The 17,583-nt window shown below is 65.6% G+C and carries 17 protein-coding genes; 11 read left to right on the top strand and 6 right to left on the bottom strand.

The genetic code is table 11. The features are described from left to right. Positions 1 to 5: 5 nt before the first annotated feature. Positions 6 to 710 carry a ribulose-phosphate 3-epimerase gene (gene rpe, locus CAL28_RS26610; protein ID WP_440588416.1) on the bottom strand — a complete coding sequence of 235 codons (705 nt, stop codon included), beginning with the start codon at positions 708 to 710 and terminating at the stop codon, positions 6 to 8. A 138-nt stretch (positions 711 to 848) separates the two neighbouring features. Between rpe and apaG the strand changes: the two genes are divergently transcribed. The 5 genes from apaG (at position 849) to CAL28_RS26585 (ending at position 5,729) form a co-directional block, all read left to right on the top strand. Next, positions 849 to 1,223 carry a Co2+/Mg2+ efflux protein ApaG gene (gene apaG, locus CAL28_RS26605; RefSeq protein ID WP_094844102.1) on the top strand — a complete coding sequence of 125 codons (375 nt, stop codon included), beginning with the start codon at positions 849 to 851 and terminating at the stop codon, positions 1,221 to 1,223. 65 nt (positions 1,224 to 1,288) lie between these two features. Beyond that, positions 1,289 to 2,599, top strand: a complete 1,311-nt coding sequence (mltA, locus tag CAL28_RS26600) for a murein transglycosylase A (protein ID WP_176464114.1) — start codon at positions 1,289 to 1,291, stop codon at positions 2,597 to 2,599. Further along, positions 2,596 to 3,765, top strand: coding sequence for a UbiH/UbiF family hydroxylase (locus CAL28_RS26595; protein WP_094844100.1), 1,170 nt, complete (start codon positions 2,596 to 2,598; stop codon positions 3,763 to 3,765). Before mltA ends, CAL28_RS26595 begins: the two co-directional genes overlap by 4 nt. Positions 3,766 to 3,847: 82 nt before the next feature. Beyond that, entirely contained in the window at positions 3,848 to 4,729 is an 882-nt protein-coding gene (locus CAL28_RS26590) for a DsbC family protein (RefSeq protein ID WP_094844099.1), read from the top strand. 46 nt (positions 4,730 to 4,775) lie between these two features. Then, positions 4,776 to 5,729, top strand: a complete 954-nt coding sequence (locus CAL28_RS26585) for a D-2-hydroxyacid dehydrogenase family protein (protein ID WP_094844098.1) — start codon at positions 4,776 to 4,778, stop codon at positions 5,727 to 5,729. A 9-nt stretch (positions 5,730 to 5,738) separates the two neighbouring features. Here the strand turns inward: CAL28_RS26585 and mdoH are convergent, their stop codons facing one another. The 4 genes from mdoH to CAL28_RS29645 all read right to left on the bottom strand — a co-directional run bounded on the left by mdoH (position 5,739) and on the right by CAL28_RS29645 (position 10,893). After that, positions 5,739 to 8,273 carry a glucans biosynthesis glucosyltransferase MdoH gene (gene mdoH, locus CAL28_RS26580; RefSeq protein ID WP_094844097.1) on the bottom strand — a complete coding sequence of 845 codons (2,535 nt, stop codon included), beginning with the start codon at positions 8,271 to 8,273 and terminating at the stop codon, positions 5,739 to 5,741. Continuing rightward, positions 8,254 to 9,783, bottom strand: a complete 1,530-nt coding sequence (locus CAL28_RS26575) for a glucan biosynthesis protein G (RefSeq protein ID WP_094844096.1) — start codon at positions 9,781 to 9,783, stop codon at positions 8,254 to 8,256. Before CAL28_RS26575 ends, mdoH begins: the two co-directional genes overlap by 20 nt. A gap of 359 nt (positions 9,784 to 10,142) precedes the next feature. Further along, positions 10,143 to 10,406: a DUF1488 family protein gene (locus CAL28_RS26570; RefSeq protein WP_094844095.1), complete on the bottom strand. Its 264-nt coding sequence runs from the start codon at positions 10,404 to 10,406 to the stop codon at positions 10,143 to 10,145. 118 nt (positions 10,407 to 10,524) lie between these two features. Then, positions 10,525 to 10,893 carry a hypothetical protein gene (locus CAL28_RS29645; RefSeq protein ID WP_141218251.1) on the bottom strand — a complete coding sequence of 123 codons (369 nt, stop codon included), beginning with the start codon at positions 10,891 to 10,893 and terminating at the stop codon, positions 10,525 to 10,527. 660 nt (positions 10,894 to 11,553) lie between these two features. Between CAL28_RS29645 and CAL28_RS26560 the strand changes: the two genes are divergently transcribed. The 4 genes from CAL28_RS26560 to CAL28_RS26545 are packed head-to-tail and all read left to right on the top strand — an operon-like array spanning position 11,554 to position 13,271. Next, complete coding sequence (locus CAL28_RS26560; protein WP_094844094.1) at positions 11,554 to 12,285, top strand: TenA family transcriptional regulator; 732 nt, start codon at positions 11,554 to 11,556, stop codon at positions 12,283 to 12,285. A 12-nt stretch (positions 12,286 to 12,297) separates the two neighbouring features. Beyond that, on the top strand, positions 12,298 to 12,600 hold the full coding sequence (locus CAL28_RS26555; RefSeq protein WP_094844093.1) for a 2Fe-2S iron-sulfur cluster-binding protein: 303 nt from the start codon (positions 12,298 to 12,300) through the stop codon (positions 12,598 to 12,600). After that, positions 12,597 to 12,917: a ferredoxin gene (locus tag CAL28_RS26550; RefSeq protein ID WP_254926243.1), complete on the top strand. Its 321-nt coding sequence runs from the start codon at positions 12,597 to 12,599 to the stop codon at positions 12,915 to 12,917. Before CAL28_RS26555 ends, CAL28_RS26550 begins: the two co-directional genes overlap by 4 nt. A 51-nt stretch (positions 12,918 to 12,968) precedes the next feature. Further along, positions 12,969 to 13,271 carry a 2Fe-2S iron-sulfur cluster-binding protein gene (locus tag CAL28_RS26545; protein ID WP_094844091.1) on the top strand — a complete coding sequence of 101 codons (303 nt, stop codon included), beginning with the start codon at positions 12,969 to 12,971 and terminating at the stop codon, positions 13,269 to 13,271. Between the two features lie 125 nt (positions 13,272 to 13,396). Here the strand turns inward: CAL28_RS26545 and CAL28_RS26540 are convergent, their stop codons facing one another. Beyond that, complete coding sequence (locus tag CAL28_RS26540) at positions 13,397 to 14,161, bottom strand: GntR family transcriptional regulator (RefSeq protein ID WP_094844090.1); 765 nt, start codon at positions 14,159 to 14,161, stop codon at positions 13,397 to 13,399. Between the two features lie 236 nt (positions 14,162 to 14,397). Here CAL28_RS26540 and CAL28_RS26535 point away from each other — a divergent pair, with 236 nt between their 5' ends. Continuing rightward, entirely contained in the window at positions 14,398 to 15,933 is a 1,536-nt protein-coding gene (locus tag CAL28_RS26535; protein WP_094844089.1) for a hypothetical protein, read from the top strand. 177 nt (positions 15,934 to 16,110) lie between these two features. Next, positions 16,111 to 17,571: an aldehyde dehydrogenase family protein gene (locus tag CAL28_RS26530; RefSeq protein ID WP_094844088.1), complete on the top strand. Its 1,461-nt coding sequence runs from the start codon at positions 16,111 to 16,113 to the stop codon at positions 17,569 to 17,571. Positions 17,572 to 17,583: the final 12 nt, after the last annotated feature.

The following is a 17,583-nucleotide window of genomic DNA, read 5'->3' as shown; positions in this document are numbered from 1 at the left end:
TCCCTTCAGGCGGACAGCGAGCCGGCCGCGGCGATCTGCTGGCGCATCGCGCCGATGATCGAGGCGTAGTCGGGGTGGCCGAAGATGGCGGATCCGGCCACGAACGTGTCCGCGCCCGCGGCGCGAATTTCGGCGATATTGTCCACCTTCACGCCGCCGTCGACTTCCAGGGCGATGTGCTGGCCCCCGGCGCTCGTCCAGCGGTCGATGCGCGCGCGCGCATCGCGCAGCTTTTGCAGCGCCGAAGGCAGGAAGCTCTGGCCGCCGAAACCGGGGTTGACCGACATGACCAGCACCACGTCCAGCTTGTCCATGACATAGTCCATGTGATCCAGCGAGGTGGCCGGGTTGAAGACCAGCCCCGCCTTGCAGCCGTGGTCGCGGATCAACGCGAGGGTGCGGTCCACGTGCCGCGTCGCTTCCGGATGGAAGGAAATAATATTGGCCCCGGCCTTGGCGAATTGCGGAACCAGTTCGTCGACGGGCTCCACCATCAAGTGCACGTCGATGGGTACCTCGACGTGCGGGCGGATGGCCGCACAGACCATGGGGCCGATCGTCAGGTTCGGGACGTAATGATTGTCCATGACGTCGAAGTGGATCCAGTCGGCGCCCGCCGCGACGACATTGCGCACTTCTTCGCCCAGGCGGGCGAAGTCGGCGGAAAGGATGCTGGGCGCGATGCGGGTGCCCGGGGATAGGAAAGACATGGTCGGCGGCATTCAAGGGATAATGTGCCAATATTGTAGTTTGCCGGGACCAGCGCCAGCCGCCATTGCCGCATCGGATATTGCGGCGCCGTACCGGCAGCAGTTGCCGTCGATCCAGACTAAAAGGCCGGAAAGCCAGTGAAACCCTATGACCTTACCGTGGCCGTGGAGCCGCGCTACGTGCCTGAACAGTCCAATCCCGGCGAGCAGGAATACGTTTTCGCCTATACGGTGCGCATCACCAATACCGGCGAACATCCCGCGCAGGTGATCAGCCGCCATTGGATCATCACCGATGGCAACCAGCGCGTGCGCGAAGTCCGCGGCCTGGGCGTGGTCGGCCAGCAGCCCCTGCTGGCGCCCGGCGAGACCTTTGAATACACCAGCGGCTGCCCGCTCCCCACGCCCGTGGGTACCATGCGCGGCAGCTATCACTGTGTCGGCGAAAACGGCATTCCCTTCGAAGTGACGATCGCGGAATTCCTGCTTGCCATGCCGCGCACCCTGCATTGATCCCGCATCGGCGGCCCAGTCCGGGCCGTCCGCATAATCTGTCCCCATTCACGATGAAGCGCTCATTGTCCCGACTGGCTCCGCTCCTGCTGCTTGCCGGCGCCCTGGCCGGTTGCTCGACCGTCGAAAACCAGATCCCCGCCGAGCAGGCCGCCGGCACGCCCGGCGCCGCCACGGTTGCGCCCGGCGCGGAGGCCCCCCTGGTCGTGCCCGCGCTTGCCGCCTTGCCCGATACGCCGACCCGCCCCCTTGCGGGCCGCTTCCAGCGTGTGAACTACAGCGAGATCCCGGCCTGGCGCGACGACGACCTGGCGCAGTTCTGGCAGGTATTCCTGCTCAACTGCAAGGGGCTGATGCGGCCGACCTCCGGCAACCTGACCTTGCCGGCGCGCGCCACCCCGCGCGCCTGGCAACCCGTCTGCGCCGCCGCCATCGACCCCGCGCGGCGTCCCGTTGCGACCGACCCCGAAAGCGTGCGCCGCTTTTTGCAAACCTACCTGCAGCCCTGGCGTCTGCTGGCCGCCGACGGCAAACCTGCTTCCAATATGGTCACCGGCTATTACGAGCCGCTGGTGCGCGGGTCGCGCGTGCAGGGCGGGCTGGATCAATGGCCCCTGTATATGCCGCCCAAGGATCTCCTCACCATCGACCTGGGCGCGATCTATCCCGAATTGGCCGGCAAACGGGTAAGAGGCAAACTGGAGGGCAAGCGCGTCGTCCCCTATGACACCCGCGCAGAGCTGGAAAGCAACCCCGCCCGCCGCCCGCCGGTGCTGGTCTATGTGGACGATCCGGTCGACAACTTCTTCCTGCAGGTACAGGGTTCGGGCCGCGTGCTGCTGACTGGCGGTCCCGACGCCGGCAAGACCATACGCGTCGCCTATGCCGATCACAACGGCCAGCCTTACGTTTCCATCGGCCGCTGGCTGGTCGACAAAGGCCAGCTGTCCTCCGACCAGGCATCGATGCAGAATATCCGCGCCTGGGCGCAGCGCAACCCCCAGCGGGTGCGCGAAATGCTGAACGCCAATCCGGCGGTGGTCTTCTTCAAGGAAGAACCCGTTACCGACCCCGAAGCCGGGCCGCGCGGGGCGTACGGGCTGAGCCTGACGGCGCGCCGGTCCATCGCGGTGGATACGTCCTTCGTGCCGCTGGGCACGCCGGTATTCCTGGGAACGACCTGGCCGGGGACGGACCGCCCGCTGGATAGGCTGGTGTTCGCGCAGGATACCGGGACCGCTATCCGGGGAGCCGCCCGCGCCGATTTCTATTGGGGCTATGGCGACGCCGCCGGACAAATGGCCGGGCGCATGAAGCAGCGCGGCCAGATGTGGATTTTGTGGCCGAAGCAGGCCGGGGAGCCCAGCGCGCGATGAGCCAGGGAATACTCGTTTGCGGCGCCGGCATCGTGGGCCTGGCGACCGCCCTGGCGCTGGCGCGCCAGAAGCAGCCGGTGACCGTGCTGGCGCCCGTCGCCACGGTGCCGCCGGCGCCGGCCGAACATTACCAGCCGCGTGTGTATGCGCTGTCGCCGGCCAGCCAGCGCTTTCTTGCCGGCCTGGGCATCTGGGATGCCCTGCCGGCCGCGCGCATCGCCCCTGTCGACGCGATGGAAGTGCATGGCGATGCCGACGGGACGGTAACGTTGAACGCCTGGCAGGCGGCCAAGCCGCATCTGGCCTGGATCGTCGAGGCCGCTGAAGTCGAGCGCGTGCTGGCCCAGGCCGTCCGCCTCTCGGGCATCCCCTGGATTCCGGACCGGTGCGTCGGGTACCAGCATGGCGCCGTGCTTACGGAAAACGGCGCCCAGTTGCGGACCGAGCTGGCCATCGGCGCGGATGGCGCGGCGTCGCCGCTGCGCTCGGCGGCCGGACTGGTGCAACATTCCCGGCCCTATGACGCCGTGGGCCTGGTGACGCATCTGGATGCGTCGCTGCCGCACCATGGCACGGCGATGCAATGGTTCCACGACGAGGGCGTGTTGGCGCTGCTGCCCCTGCCGGACACGGCACGGGGGCCGCAGGTTTCCATGGTGTGGTCGGCGCCCGCGGCGCGCGCCCGGGCGGTGCAGGCGCTGCCGTCCGACGCCCAGGCGGATGCCGTGCGCGCGCATCTTGCCGCGGTGACGCAGGGGCGGTTGGGCGATCTGCGCATGAATATTGCGCTGCACGGCTTTCCGCTTTTCCTCGAGCATGCCCAGATGGCCGCGCCCGGCGTGGCCCTGGCCGGCGACGCGGCCCACCGCGTGCATCCATTGGCGGGACAGGGCCTGAATCTGGGGCTGGGCGACGCCGAAACGCTGGCTACAATCGTCGCGCGGCGGGAACCGTACCGCAGCCCGGGAGACCCCCGTGTCCTGCGGCGCTACCAGCGCGCCCGCGCCGAACCGGTCCTGGCCATGCGGCTGGCCACGGACGGGCTGCACCGCCTGTTCGCCAGCCGTTCCGCCCCCGCGGCCTGGGCGCGGAATGCGGGCATGCGCTGGGTCGAGGCAATACCTCTTTTCAAAAGGCTGTTGATCGAGCAAGCTTCCGGCGGATGAACCCGCCGGCCATGCCGAGGTCCAAGCCAGCGTCCGGCCGCCGTTCAGGGGCTGGACTGTATCGAGCATCAAGGAGTCTCAAATGAATTTCCGCGCCTGGCTTTCGGCCGTCGGTGTCGCCGCCGCGGTAGCGGTATCCGCCCATGCCGCGGACAAGGTCATTTCCACCCAGTCGGCCGGCCAGCCCGTCCCCGGCGAAACGGTAACCAGTACTTCCGGCGCCGGCCCCTCGGCCAAGGTGACGAGCACCGCCGGGCCCAACCCCGGCGAGAAAGTGATCAGCACGGCTTCCGGACAGGGCAATGCGGGCGACACCGAGCAGGTCGCGGCGCTGTTCCACCAACGCTTTCCGGACCTGGCCGTGACCGCCGTGCGCCGCACGCCCTACGGTTTGTTCGAAGTGCAGGTCGGCATGGATCTGATCTACACCGATTCGAACGTGGGCTGGGTCATGGAAGGTCCCCTGATCGACGCGGCGACCCGCCAGGACGTTACGCGCGAACGGCAGGAGCAGATCGGCGCGGTGTCGTTCGACCAATTGCCGCTGAACCTGGCCGTCAAGCGGGTCACGGGCGACGGTTCACGCGTGCTGGCGGTCTTCGAGGATCCCAACTGCGGCTACTGCAAGCAGCTGCGCCAGACGCTCGAAGACGTCCCCAACCTGACCGTCTATACCTTCATCTACCCCATTCTGGCGCCCGATTCGCGCGTCAAGGCGCGCGATATCTGGTGCGCGCCGCATCCCGGCCAGGCATGGGACGACTGGATGGTGCGCGGCAAGATGCCCGCGCCGGCCAGCGGCAATTGCAGCGCGCCGATAGAACAGGTCCTGGCCCTGGGCCAGCGCTTGATGGTGCGCGGAACGCCGACGCTGTTCTTCCGCGATGGCAGCCGCGTCAGCGGCGCCTTGCCGCGCGAGGAGCTGCTGGCGCACCTGAATAAACCTACGCAGAAGGGCGGCTGAACGGGCACGCTGCCTCGCAACCCTACCATCCCACCAGGAGAAGGCATTGAAGATCGCCATTCTTGACGACTACCATGGCGTGGCCAAGGATTACGCCGACTGGGCCTCGCTGGGGCCGCAGGCCAGCGTACAGGTGTTTCGCGAGTATCTGCCCGAAGGCCCCCAGCGCGTATCCACGCTGCAGCCCTTCGATGTCATTGTCATCATGCGCGAGCGCACGCCGTTCCCGGCCGAGCTCGTCAACGCCCTGCCGAACCTGCGCCTGCTGGTGACCACCGGGCTGCGCAACAATTCGGTGGACCTGGCCGCGTGCAAGGCGCGCGGCATCGTGGTGTGCGGCGCGCCGGGTTCGGACAACGGCCTGAATGCCACCGCCGAACTGAGCTGGGCATTGATCCTGGCGCTGTTCAAGAACGTGTGCACGGAAGACGCCAATATGCGCAAGGGCCTGTGGCAGACCAGCATGCCGGTTCCGCTGAAGGGCAAGCGCCTGGGGGTGGTCGGCCTGGGCAAGCTGGGTAGCGCCCTGGCCAGGGTGGGGCGGGCCTTCGACATGGATATCGTCGCATGGAGCCCCAACCTGACGCCGGAGCGCGCTGAACAGGGCGGCGCCCGGTACGTCGACAAGCAGGAACTGTTCGCGACCTCCGACGTCGTCAGCATTCACTTGATCCTGTCGGCGTCGACACGGCAGGTCGTGGACGCGGCCAGTATCGCGGCCATGAAATCGACGGCCTTCCTGGTGAATACCTCACGGGCGGGGCTGGTGGACCACGACGCGCTCATGGATGCGTTGCGCAACCGGCGTATCGGTGGGGCGGGCCTGGATGTCTATCCCATCGAGCCGCTGCCCGCGGACGATCCCGTCCGCAAGCTGGACAATGTGGTGCTGACCCCGCATCTGGGCTACGTCAGCGCCGACAACTTCCGCACGTTCTACGAGAACGTGCTGGAGGCTATCAAGGCCTGGGCAGCGGGCGCGCCGATACGGACCTTGTAAGCCAACCGTTCAAAGCACGGCCGCCGTTTCCGCTGTAACGAGCGGTTCCGGCGGTTCCTCGCGCGGGGCGGTGCGCTGGCGCAGTTGCAAGGCGTGGTCCTCGCGGCTGCGCCACATCGCCCCGTGCACCCGGCTCAGCACCACGGGGTCGTCCAACAGCTTGATTTTCTGCGGTTCCGAAAGCGCGTCCACGCCGTATTCCATGACGCGGTCCACTTGTTCCCGGCGCTGCGCTTCGTTCAGCGGGTTGGGCTTGTGGCGCCCGGTGGCCATGGCGCAGGCCAGGGCATTGACCCCCGGGTCCACCACCGCGTCTTCGAAGTCCGGGGTATGCGCCACGTTGCGGTTCTGCGCGGTATAGCGCCGGGTCGCCTGCAGTTCCGTCGGCGGCTGGGTTTCCTCCGGTATGCGGAACAACCGCGACAGATAGGCGCGCCGGCCCAGGTCCACCCGGCTGGAATAGACCGAGAGCGGGATGATCAGCAGCAGGGCGGCCAGGATGGGCGCCATCCATAGCAGGAAGACCGGGTTCAGCCACGCCACCAGTGCGGCCCAGCACAGGCCCAGCAAGGTCTGCGAACCGTGCCGCTTGAATGCGTCGCCCCATGTCGTCTGGTCGTTGTCGCGGGCAGGTGAAATCCACTTCGCCGACAGGCCCAGGAAAGCCGCCACCACGAAGCGCGTGTGGAACAGCATGCGCACCGGCGCCAGCAACATGGAGAACAGCACTTCCATCAGCATGCTCGACAGGGCTTTCCGGCGGCCACCGAACAGCCGCGCGCCGCGCGCCCATACCAGAAGCACGCCCAGCACCTTGGGCAGGAACAGCAGCACGGCTGTCGTGGAAAACAATGCGATCGCCTTGTCCGGATGCCACTGCGGCCAAATCGGAAACAGCTGGCGGGGCTCGACGAAGTACTGCGGTTCGGTCAGCGTATGCACCGCAAGCAGCGCGGTGGACAGCAGCAGGAACAGGAACCACAGGGGCGCGGACAAATACGACATCACGCCCGTCAGGAACACCGCGCGATGCACCGGATGGAAGCCCTGGATGAAGAACAGCCGGAAGTTCATCAGGTTGCCGTGGCACCACCGCTGATCGCGCTGCAGTTCCTCCAGCAGATTGGGTGGCAGTTCCTCATAGCTGCCGGGCAGGTCGTAGGCGATCCATACCCCCCAGCCGGCGCGGCGCATCAGTGCCGCTTCGACGAAGTCGTGCGACAGGATGGCGCCCGCGAAGGCCCCCTTGCCGGGCAGGGGCGCCAATACGCAGTGGCGCATGAAGGGCGCCAGCCGGATGATGGCGTTGTGGCCCCAGTAATGCGATTCGCCCAGCTGCCAATAGTGCATGCCGGCCGTGAACAAAGGCCCGTACACCCGCGTCGCGAATTGCTGGATGCGTGCGTACAGGCTGTCCATGCCGCTGGCCTGCGGCGCGCTCTGGATGATGCCCGCATCGGGGCTGGCTTCCATCAACTGCACCAGCCGCTTCAGGCATTCGCCGCTCATGACGCTGTCCGCGTCCAGCACGATCATGTAGCGGTAATTACCGCCCCAGCGGCGGCAGAAGTCGTCGATGTTGCCGCTCTTGCGCTTGACGCGGCGGCGCCGGCGGCGATAGAAGATCCGGCCGAATCCCTTGACCGCTTTGCATAGATCCACCCAGGCGCGCTGTTCCGCCACGCAGATGTCGGCCTTGTAGCTGTCGCTCAGTACGAAAATGTCGAAGCGATCCAGCACATCGGTCTGGGCGAGCGATTCGTAGGTGGCACGCAGGCCGGCGAAGACCCGCGATACGTCTTCATTGCAGATCGGCATCACGATCGCCGTGCGGGCCGACCGGTCGATGGGAGCGTCCTCCGTGCCGCGCGCCGAGATACTGTAGCGGTCGCGGCCGATCAGCAGTTGCAGGAATCCCATCATCGCCGTCCAGAAGCCGGCCGATACCCAGCCGAACAGCAGCGCAAAGAGAAACAGGATGCCGACTTCCAGTACCTGCTTGCCCTGGTAGGGCAGCACGCCTTTCATGTAGTACGTCGCGACGACCGTCTGCAGGATCACCAGGAGCAGCAGGCACATGCGGCGCCGGCTGCCGGCCTGGCGCCAGCGCGGGTCCATGCGCGGCGCGGTGGCCATGTAGTCGTCCGACAGGTGCGGCCCCTGGCCGCGCAGGCGGCGCCAGAAACGGACCAGGGGATTGGGCACCCAGGGTTCCGGTGACATCGGCGTGCGCCGCAACGGCGGGGCCGACGGCAGGCAAACGCCCGAGTCCGGCGTTTGCCGGGCCATGCCGTCGATGTCCGGATCCCCGCCTTCGGCGGCGCGCAGCCGCTGCAGGCCGGAGGCCAATACCGGGTCGCCGCCGGGTGCGCCCCTGTCCGCCAGCGAGCGGTGCACGGCGTCCAGGGCGGACCGGCCTTCGCCTGCCGCTTCCGCCGCGCGAGCGGCGGCCGCCCCCCGCGCTTCGGGAGGCAGCGCCAGGCGGTCGAGATAATCTTCCACCGCGTCGTTGCCGGGCAGGCTGTTATTTGGCTTCAGGTTCATTCGGGATGCGATAAGTCCAGGTTTCCGACAAAGGCGCTTGCCCATTGGTCAGGAAAGCCCGCATTTCCACCGGCTTGGTGGGATCTTTCACGTTCACGCGCAGCGTCAGGCGCCGTCCGCCCGTCACCGGGTTGGGGCGCACACTGTTTTCGATGATCTGGCCGTTGCCGTCGACCCAGGTGTCCGCGGTGATGGTGGCATCCGCCGGCAGCGACTTCAAGGACGGACCGACGAAATCGATGATGTACGCGATGCTGCCGTCGGCGCGGCGGATAAGATCCGGGCCTTTCACTTCCTCGCGCGAACGGCGCGTTTGCATGACCCACGCCAGCGGGGTGGTGTGCGCCTTGCTTTCGTTCAAGGTCCACGTCATGCGGTAATCGGCATCCAGCGGTTCTCCCTTGGCCGGCTGTTTCTCCGGCACCCAGAACGCCACGATGTTGTCGTTGGTTTCATCTTTTGTGGGGATTTCCACGAGCTGGACGCTGCCCTTGCCCCAATCGCCCTGCGGTTCGATCCACAGGCTGGGCCGCTTTTCGTAGCGATCGTCCAGGTCTTCGTAGCGGCTGAACTCGCGGCCGCGCTGCAGCAGCCCGAAGCCGCGGGGGTTTTCCGCGCTGAATGCGCTGACGGCCAGGCGGCGGGGATTGACCAATGGCCGCCACAGCCATTCGTCATTGCCGGTATGTATGGCCAGGCCGTCCGAGTCGTGCATTTCCGGCCGGTAGTTCACCACCGGCGATGGCTGGTTGGAGCCATAAAGGAACATGCTGGTCAACGGGGCGATGCCCAGGCGGCCGACCTGGTCGCGCAGGAAAATGCGGGCTTTCACATCGACGACGGTACCGTCGTCGCCGGGCTTCACGACAAAGCGATAGGCACCGGTGGCGCGCGGCGAATCCAGCAAGGCATAGATCGTCAGCGTGGTGTCCTCGGGCGCCGGCCGCGCGATCCAGTATTCACGGAAACGGGGGAATTCCTCGCCGGACGGCAGGGCGGTGTCGATCGCCAGGCCGCGCGCCGACAGGCCATACACCTGGCCCTTGCCGATCACCCGAAAATAACTGGCGCCCAGAAAGGAAGCCAGCTCGTCGTCTTTTTTGTCCTTGCTATTGACCGGATACAGCACCCGGAAACCGGCGAAACCCAGATTCTTCAGGGCCGCCGCGTCGAGCTTCAAATTGCCGTAATCGAAATCGTCCGGATTGAATTTGATTTCATGCACGCCGGAGGCATCGATTTCGTTGATGCGGACCGGTGTATTGAAATGCATGCCTTCATGATAGAAGCTCAGCGTGAATTTCGTGCCCGCGTTACCCCAGTGCAGATGGTCATTCTTGAACCGCACCTGCTGGTAGCCCGCGAATTTCAATTCCTGCAGGGAATCCGGCAGATTGGGTTCCGGCGCCTTGTAGCTTTGGTCCGCCAGGTCGCGGGCCTGCTTCATGACATCGAAAAACGAGAAAGCCTGGGCGGATTGGCTGATGCCCATGCCGACAAAGGCGGCCATTGACACGCAAAGTGCGGACAGTGCGCCGGTCAGCCGGCGGGAAGAATGCGCAAACACGTGGGATTGCCTCTGGCTCCAAGGGTGGGGCGGGAATGCGATGTGACAGCGCGATTTTTGCACAATGTCCCTGTCGATTGGGCCGGCTCCCTGTCAAAGCTGAAATAATTTTTTGCGAACGCGGCATGTGCGCGGCTGCATATTGTTCATAATCGACGCGCATTAATGCATGCTGGCCCGCCGGTTTATGCGAATCCGGCGGGCAGTCCATGACGTTGAAAGCGGATCGCATTGCCGCCGCTCGCCCGCCGCGGGTGCCGCCGCCGTCGGGCAGGGGGCACCCGCGGGGGTGACGGACGGCGTCAGGCGTCGAAGTCGCCCGTGCCCAGGGTGGTCACGCCGTCGGTCGGCGTGTTGAAGGCGGCTTCGGCCACGGCCTGGATTTTGTCGCAGCCGCGTTCGAATGCGCGCAATAGCGCGCTGCCGGAGTTATCTTCCGCGCCGAAATTCTCGCGCAGGGCGTCTCCGGAAATCTCGAACTGGCGTTCCTCTCCATTAAGAGAAAGGAAAAAGACGACCACGTCGTCTTCGACCCGCGCGCGGGTCTTGTGGGCGAACGTCCCCATGATCGTTTCTCCATGCGCGAAGCAGGCACCGCCGATGGCGGGTTCGCCGGACGGCGCGCTCCGGGCGGTCGCAGAATGATGAAACGCCGGCCGGCGTGCGCCGGCCGGGAGGACTGTATTACTTGCCGGAGCCGGTGGCCGGGACCGACTTGGACGGCTGGGGAGAACCCGAAGTCGAGCTATCGGTTCCCATCGTGCCCGACCCCTTGTGCGTGCCGTTGCTCTTGGTGGTGGTATGGGAACGGTCGTGCCGCATTTCCTTCTTGTGGGTCGTCGTGCCCTTGCCCGTATTGGACTGCGGCGTGGCGGTCGAATTCACCGGCGGCGATGCCGTGCCGGGCGGGACCTTGGGGTTGTTGGGCGGCGTCGCCGTGGAATCGTTGGGCGTGGTGGACGGCGTGGTGGGCGCCGACGATTGCGCATACGCGCCACCCGCGGCGAGCATTGCGGCCAGCGTCAGGGCGGGGGTGATACGGCGTAGCTTCATGTGGATCTCCTTGCCGGTTGTTGGAACCAGGCAAGGAGCAAGCGCCATGCCGCCAGGGATGTCGCCGAACGGGCGACATCCGTTGCCGCGGCTGCCGCTTTTTGTTGCGTCTTTCTTTATTTCGTCTGGGATGCCAGGCGCTCGCCGCGGGCCCGGGGGCGAGCGGCCGGCAGTGTCCTGGTGCCGGCCGGGCGGCGCCATAGGGCCAGCAGTTCGGCCCAGCGCCGCGGAAGGAGGGGAACCGCGCGGCGAACCGCCGCCCGACGATCCAGGTGGACGCGCATCTGCTCCCCTACGGGAGTGGCCAGATAGGCCTGGAGAGGCGCGTCAGGGTGGGAAGAGGTCGGTATGCTCATGGTAAATACTGATTGCTTAATAGACAGAAAAATTATAGCTCGATCTGCAGGCCAAGTTCAACGTTTCACCCCTCCTTCCGGGGCTCTTTGGGCCCGGTGTGGTATGCAGTATTCAAACCTTGGCGTGCACACCTGCGGTGCCGGCGGCTATCTCTACGGGCGGCAGAGTCCGGAAAAGTGGAGTTCCTGGCGGCTAGGCGTTAACCCTAGAAGACAGAACACCTAAACGGTATACAATGTGCAAAAGGCGCCGCTATTCAAGCCGGAAGGCGCATACCCCCCCAACGTGCATCAGGAGCCCGCCATGGCCGAACTCATGAACAGAGACGAATTTCGCACCGCGCTGGAGAACGCCATCAAAGGCAAGAGCGCGAACGCTTCCCCTTTCAGCATCGCCTGGGCCACCGGGAAACTGAGCCGCGAGCATCTGTGCCGCTGGGCTGAAAACCACTACCACTATGTCGGGCCGTTCGCGGACTACCTGGGATACCTGTATGCGCGCACGCCCGACACGTACACCGAGGCCAAGGACTTCCTGTTGGCCAATATGTACGAAGAGGAAATCGGGGGCGACCGCCATACGGACTTGTTGATCCGCTTTGCCGAGGCTTGCGGCACCACGCGCGAACGGGTGACCAATCCCGACAATATGTCGCCGACCACCCGGGCGCTTCAAAGCTGGTGCTACGCGGTGGCCATGCGCGAAGACCCGATCGTGGCGGTCGCCGGGCTGGTCGTCGGCCTGGAATCCCAGGTGCCTTCCATTTACCGCAAGCAAACGCCGACCCTGCGCGAGAAATACGGTTTCACGGACGAGGAAGTGGAATTCTTCGACCTGCATATCGTCTCCGATGAAATCCACGGCGAACGTGGTTACCAGATCGTGCTGGAACACGCCAATACGCCGGAGCTGCAACAGCGCTGCCTGAAAATCTGCGAGATCGGCGCGCAGATGCGTTTGCTGTACACCACGGCGCTGTATACGGATTACGTGCAGAAGGACATCCCGCTGCCCGAACTGAAGATGGCCGCCTGAGCCGCGTTTGCCATGCCCACAGTCGTGTTCCACAAAGGCGGCCAGACCTACACGGACGTCGTCCAGGACAATGCCAATCTGGTCGTGCGGGCGGGCATCAAGCGCTTTCCCTATCCGCATCTGCGCTATGAGTGCGGCATGGGGAAATGCGCCAAGTGCGCCTGCCGGGTGCTCGCGGGCGGCGAGCATCTGCCTCCGGTCAACTGGAAAGAGAAAAAGCAGCTGGGCGACCGCATCGACCAGGGGTACCGGCTGGCTTGCCAGCTCTGGCTGACCGCCGACATCGAGCTGGCCCAGGACGACGACGAAGCATGATGGAAAAGGCGGCGCGCGCCAGCGGCTACGTGGTGCTGACCAGCAAGCCCGGACAGTATCGCAGCGAGGCCTCCGCGGACGTGGAGGTCGTGGAGATCTACGACTACGTGTTCTATGGCAGGACGAAGGCCATTTTCCAGGTCGCCCGCGTGGCGCCGGGTGCCCGGGTGCGCATCGTCGAGGAAGCCCCGCCGCATATCGTCAATATGGTGCCGGCCCGCGTCATGGAGCAATTCGCCACCGTGGAGGATGCCCGCCGCGCCATCCGCGAGCTGGCGGACTTCGGCACCCTGGACGCCACGCTGGTCAGGCGTTGAGCGGTCATTCCTTATTCCGGCAATTCATCGCCGCTTCATTCCTGTTTCATCATGGTCGAAATCACGTTTCTTACCAATGGCGGCAAAGTGGTTTCCGCCCCGCCCAATAGCAACCTGCTGCGCGTATCGCTCAAGGAAAAGGGCGGCATTCCCTTCAAGTGCGGCGGCGGGCTTTGCGGCACGTGCAAATGCCTGATCGAAGAAGGGCTGGAAAATACGGACGCGGTCAAACCCAAGGAGCGCCGGCACCTGAAGCCGGAAGACTTCGAGAAAGGCTACCGCATGGCGTGCCAGACCTTCGTCAACGGCGACATCAAGGTGTCGTGGGCAAGCCGGAGCGACAGCACGCCTTGATCGTGCCGCGGGCGGTAGCTACGTGCGGCCGCTACGTGCGGCGGCGTCGTAGGGGCGGCATGGCCGATCGCGGGCGTCGGGCGTGCCGGCCCTGGCCGACGATCCCGGACATGACGATGCCGGTCCTAGCCGGCCGCGGACTTCTGCTGTTGCGCCTCGACGTAGGCCTTGGCCGCGTTGTGGACGTGTTGGCTGGCGAGCAACGCGGCCAGGTCGCCATTGCCGGCGATGACCGCGTTCAGGATTTGCGCGTGCTCGTCCCAGTTCTGCCTGGCGCGGCGCATGTTGCTGGGGGCGAACAGCAAGGCGGTGCGGTCGCGCAGCGAACGCATCAGGTCGGTCAGCACGACATTGCCCGCGATGGTCGCGAGCATTTCGTGGAATTCCGAGTTCAGCGCGAGGAAGCGTTCCAGGCTGTCGGTGCGCGCGGCCGTGTTGCCCTCGGCCAGGAAGGCTTGCAGGCGTCCCACCGTGGCCTGGTCGCGGCGTTGCGCCGCCAGCTTGGCGTTCAGGCCTTCCAGCGTCGCGCGTACCTCGATCATGTCATGGGCCACATCGTCGGATAGCACCGAAACCGACGCGCCGCGCCGCGGTTCGATGGTGACCAGGCCTTCGGAAGCCAGGGCGCGCAACGCCTCGCGTACTGGGATGCGCGAGACCCCCATTTCATCGGACAGGCGTCCTTCGACCAGGCGATCGCCCGGCGTGAACTCGCCGCTGAGTATGCGCTCGCGCAGCTTGTCGCGTACGACCGCGAACAGCTGCGGGTGCTGCTCGCCTATCTTCAGCGTTCGCGCCGTCGGCGCGGGAGGTGCATGGGATGCCGGTGACGGATGGTTGGGCGTGGACATGGCGGCGTTGTGATCGGGAACGTTTATCTCCGGTGTCATTGTATTACTCCCCCTGGCGGCGGTCGGCAGACAGCATTCTGTACAGACCCTGCAAAGGTATACGGTATTCGACTGGCGCACGCGTCAACCGGCTTAAGGCGGCCGTCAGATCGCCGCAGCCGGCCTATCGTATTCCCTAGGCCCTCGATATTGCCGTTGGCGGCGTCCAAGATGCCATATAGTATACCGTTTATCTCAACAATGAACTGCCGGGACGGCAGCAAGGGGATTTGGTGATGCATACGGACGTGATCCTCAATGCCTCGCATTGGGTGTATTTGCTCAGCGTGGCGGCAATCATTCTTACGATGATCCTGCGCGCCAATGTGGTGGTGCCATCCGTCATCGGCACCTTCCTGGTGGTCCTGGCCATCACCGGAAATCCGATCAGCGCGCTGATCGGTATTTTCTCGGCCAGCTTCGTCGCGGCGAAAGAGCTGTTCAATATCTTCCTCGTCATTACCTTCATGACGGCGCTTCTCAACGCGCTGAAATCCATCCAGGCCGACGTGCGCATGGTGCAACCCATGCGGCGGGTGATGCGCGGGGGGCACCTTTCGTACTTCATCATCGCCGCCTGTACCTACGTGATCTCGCTGTTCTTCTGGCCCACGCCGGCCGTGCCGCTGGTCTCGGCCATCCTGCTGCCGGCCGCCATCGCCGCCGGCCTGCCGCCCCTGGCCGGGGCCATGGCCATTGCGATCGCGGGGCAGGGCATGGCACTGTCCTCGGATTATGTGATCGGCGTGGCGCCCGGCATCAGCGCCAAGGCCGCCGGCGCGGCGGTCAGCGCGGCCACCGTGGCGGACCGCGCGCTCGTACTGTCGCTGATTACCGGCGGGATCGCGCTGCTGGTCGCGTACTTCATGATCCGCCGCCATATCGTCCCTGGCAGCCCCGCGTTGCTGGACGCCTGGCAGGCCCGGGCGCAGGATGGCACGCTGGCGACAATCGAAGCCGAGGGCAGCTTCGACAAGGCGGAACTCGCGCGCGGCACCAGCTACGAGAAGCCGCCGGGCGCGCCTCCGCGCGTAGCCGCCACGCCGGAGGAGGCGCGCCGCATCAAGTGGTCGCGCGCCTTCGCGGTCATCACGCCGCTGGCTTTCCTTGGCGTGATCGCCGTCATGGTGCTGCCGCGGATGTTGCCGGGCTTGCCCGCGCTGCGCGGCGGCGATGCCGCGGCGCTGGTCGGTGGCGTGGCGCTGGCGCTGATGATGCTGGTCACTCTCGCGGCGGAGGGACCGCGCCGCATGCTGGACGTATGTCCGGACCACATCACCGACGGCTTCGTATTCGCCTTCAAGGCCATGGGTTCGGTGCTTCCGATCGCCGGCTTCTTCTTTATCGGCGCGCACGACACGGCGGCCCAGATCCTGGGCGTGGACGGCGCCCACGCCCCCGGGCTGCTGTTCGAGATCATCGCTTCCGCGCAGCAATTTATTCCCTCGAATCACTTCCTGGTGGCCTTCGGCGTGCTGATCGTCGGCATGGTGACCGGCATCGACGGTTCGGGTTTCGCCGGCCTGCCGCTGACCGGGACCTTGTCCGGCGCCCTGGGGCCGGTAGTGGGTATCGACCCGGCCACGCTGGCGGCCGTCGGCCAGATGGGTGCCGTATGGACGGGCGGCGGGACGTTGATCGCGTGGTCGTCCCTTATCGCCGTGGCGGGCTTTGCCCGGGTGCATGTGCTGGAGATGGTGCGCGCGCTATTGCTGCCCGTCGTGCTGGCGCTGTTCATATCGACGATCTGCGCGATCCTGATCTGGCAATAAGCGTCCTGCCGCGCTTCGGAAGAGCCCCTCCCGCGAGGGGCTCTTTTGCATGGGACCCCGTGTATTCCCCTAGTCGCGCGCGTCGTCGCTCAGCGGATTACAGTATACAATGTTCAATATGCCCCGATGCCTGCATGGCCAGGCCGGCCGTCCCTCTCACATCCAAAGGCGCCGTCCGTGGAAGACCTGAAAAATCGCGAGTTCACCAACTACATCGCCGGCAAATGGTCGCCGTGCGCCAGCGGCAAGACCGTACCCAATATCAATCCCGCCAATACCGACGACATTGTGGGTAACTTCCAGGCATCCGGCCCGGACGATGCGCAGGCCGCCGTGGCGGCGGCCCAGTCCGCCTTCGCGCAGTGGCGCGCGACGCCGATCTCCAAGCGGGCGCAGGTGCTATACCGGGCGGCGGATTACCTGGAAGCGCATGTGGCGCAGTTCGCCGAAGAGCTGACGCGCGAGGAAGGCAAGGCGATCGGCCTGAGCCGCGACGAAATCCTGCGTTCGGCCCAGACGCTGCGCTTCTACGCGGCGGAAGGGCAATCCTTTACCGGCGAGACTTTCCCCAATGACGATCCGGATATGGTCGTCTACAGCCAGCTTGAGCCGCTCGGCGTGGTGACGGTGATTTCACCGTGGAACTTTCCCGTTTCCATTCCGGCGCGCAAGATCGCTCCCGCCCTGATCATGGGCAATACCGTGGTCTTCAAGCCGTCGTCGGACGCGCCGCTCAGCGGTTACCGCCTGACGGAAGCCTTCGTCGAGGCCGGTATTCCCGACGGCGTGCTGAACTTCCTGACCGGGTCCGCGTCGGCGGTAGGGGCCGCCATTACCCAGGCGCCGCAGGTCAAGGCGATCTCTTTCACGGGGTCGACCGCCGCCGGGGAGCACATCCACCGGTCGGTCGGCATCACCACGCGCACGCAGATGGAGCTGGGCGGCAAGAACCCCCTGATCGTGCTGGCCGATGCCGACCTGGACAAGGCGGTCGACCTGACGATCAAGGGCGGATTCTCGCTGACGGGCCAGGCCTGCACCGGCACCAGCCGCGTGCTGGTCGATCGAAAGGTCAAGGCCGCCTATACCGAGAAGCTGCTGGCAAAGGTCAAGGCGATGAAGATAGGCAACGGGCTGGAGCCGGGCTGCGACCTCGGGCCGCTGGCCACCGCGCGGCAGCTGGACAACGTGCTTTCCTACATTGCCGTGGGCAAAAGCGAGGCCACGCATCTGTACGGCGGCGACCGCCTGCAGGATGGGCCGCTGGCCAAGGGCTATTACGTGTCTCCCGCGGTGTTCACCGACGTTACCCAGCAGATGCGCATCGCCCGCGAGGAAATCTTCGGGCCGGTGATCGCGATCATCGAGGTGGACGGCTACGAAGATGCCATTGCCCAGGCCAACGATACGGAATACGGGCTGTCGGCCGCCATCGCGACCAGCAATGCCACACACGCGCATCGATTCGCCAAGGATATCCAGGCCGGCACCGTCAAGATCAACCGCACCACTACCGGCAACCTGATCAACGCCCCATTCGGCGGATTGAAGCGATCCAGCACATCCACCTTCCGGGAGTCGGGCAGGGTGGGGCTGGAGTTCTACACCCAGATCAAGACGGTCTATCGCGCGGGCTGAAGCGGCGCGGGC

It is taken from the genome of Bordetella genomosp. 11 (genome assembly GCF_002261215.1).
In the GTDB taxonomy this organism is placed as follows: Bacteria; Pseudomonadota; Gammaproteobacteria; order Burkholderiales; family Burkholderiaceae_B; genus Bordetella_C.
This window is presented reverse-complemented; position numbering and strand designations above follow the sequence as displayed.

Excerpts from the sequence above, each read along its gene's own strand:
- rpe (WP_440588416.1), bottom strand. The coding sequence starts at position 710 with ATGTCTTTCCTATCCCCGGGCACCCGCATCGCGCCCAGCATCCTTTCC.
- CAL28_RS26595 (WP_094844100.1), top strand. The coding sequence starts at position 2,596 with ATGAGCCAGGGAATACTCGTTTGCGGCGCCGGCATCGTGGGCCTGGCG.
- CAL28_RS26590 (WP_094844099.1), top strand. The coding sequence starts at position 3,848 with ATGAATTTCCGCGCCTGGCTTTCGGCCGTCGGTGTCGCCGCCGCGGTA.
- mdoH (WP_094844097.1), bottom strand. The coding sequence starts at position 8,273 with ATGAACCTGAAGCCAAATAACAGCCTGCCCGGCAACGACGCGGTGGAA.
- CAL28_RS26575 (WP_094844096.1), bottom strand. The coding sequence starts at position 9,783 with ATGGCCGCCTTTGTCGGCATGGGCATCAGCCAATCCGCCCAGGCTTTC.
- CAL28_RS26570 (WP_094844095.1), bottom strand. The coding sequence starts at position 10,406 with ATGGGGACGTTCGCCCACAAGACCCGCGCGCGGGTCGAAGACGACGTG.
- CAL28_RS29645 (WP_141218251.1), bottom strand. The coding sequence starts at position 10,893 with ATGAAGCTACGCCGTATCACCCCCGCCCTGACGCTGGCCGCAATGCTC.
- CAL28_RS26560 (WP_094844094.1), top strand. The coding sequence starts at position 11,554 with ATGGCCGAACTCATGAACAGAGACGAATTTCGCACCGCGCTGGAGAAC.
- CAL28_RS26555 (WP_094844093.1), top strand. The coding sequence starts at position 12,298 with ATGCCCACAGTCGTGTTCCACAAAGGCGGCCAGACCTACACGGACGTC.
- CAL28_RS26550 (WP_254926243.1), top strand. The coding sequence starts at position 12,597 with ATGATGGAAAAGGCGGCGCGCGCCAGCGGCTACGTGGTGCTGACCAGC.
- CAL28_RS26545 (WP_094844091.1), top strand. The coding sequence starts at position 12,969 with ATGGTCGAAATCACGTTTCTTACCAATGGCGGCAAAGTGGTTTCCGCC.
- CAL28_RS26540 (WP_094844090.1), bottom strand. The coding sequence starts at position 14,161 with ATGACACCGGAGATAAACGTTCCCGATCACAACGCCGCCATGTCCACG.
- CAL28_RS26535 (WP_094844089.1), top strand. The coding sequence starts at position 14,398 with ATGCATACGGACGTGATCCTCAATGCCTCGCATTGGGTGTATTTGCTC.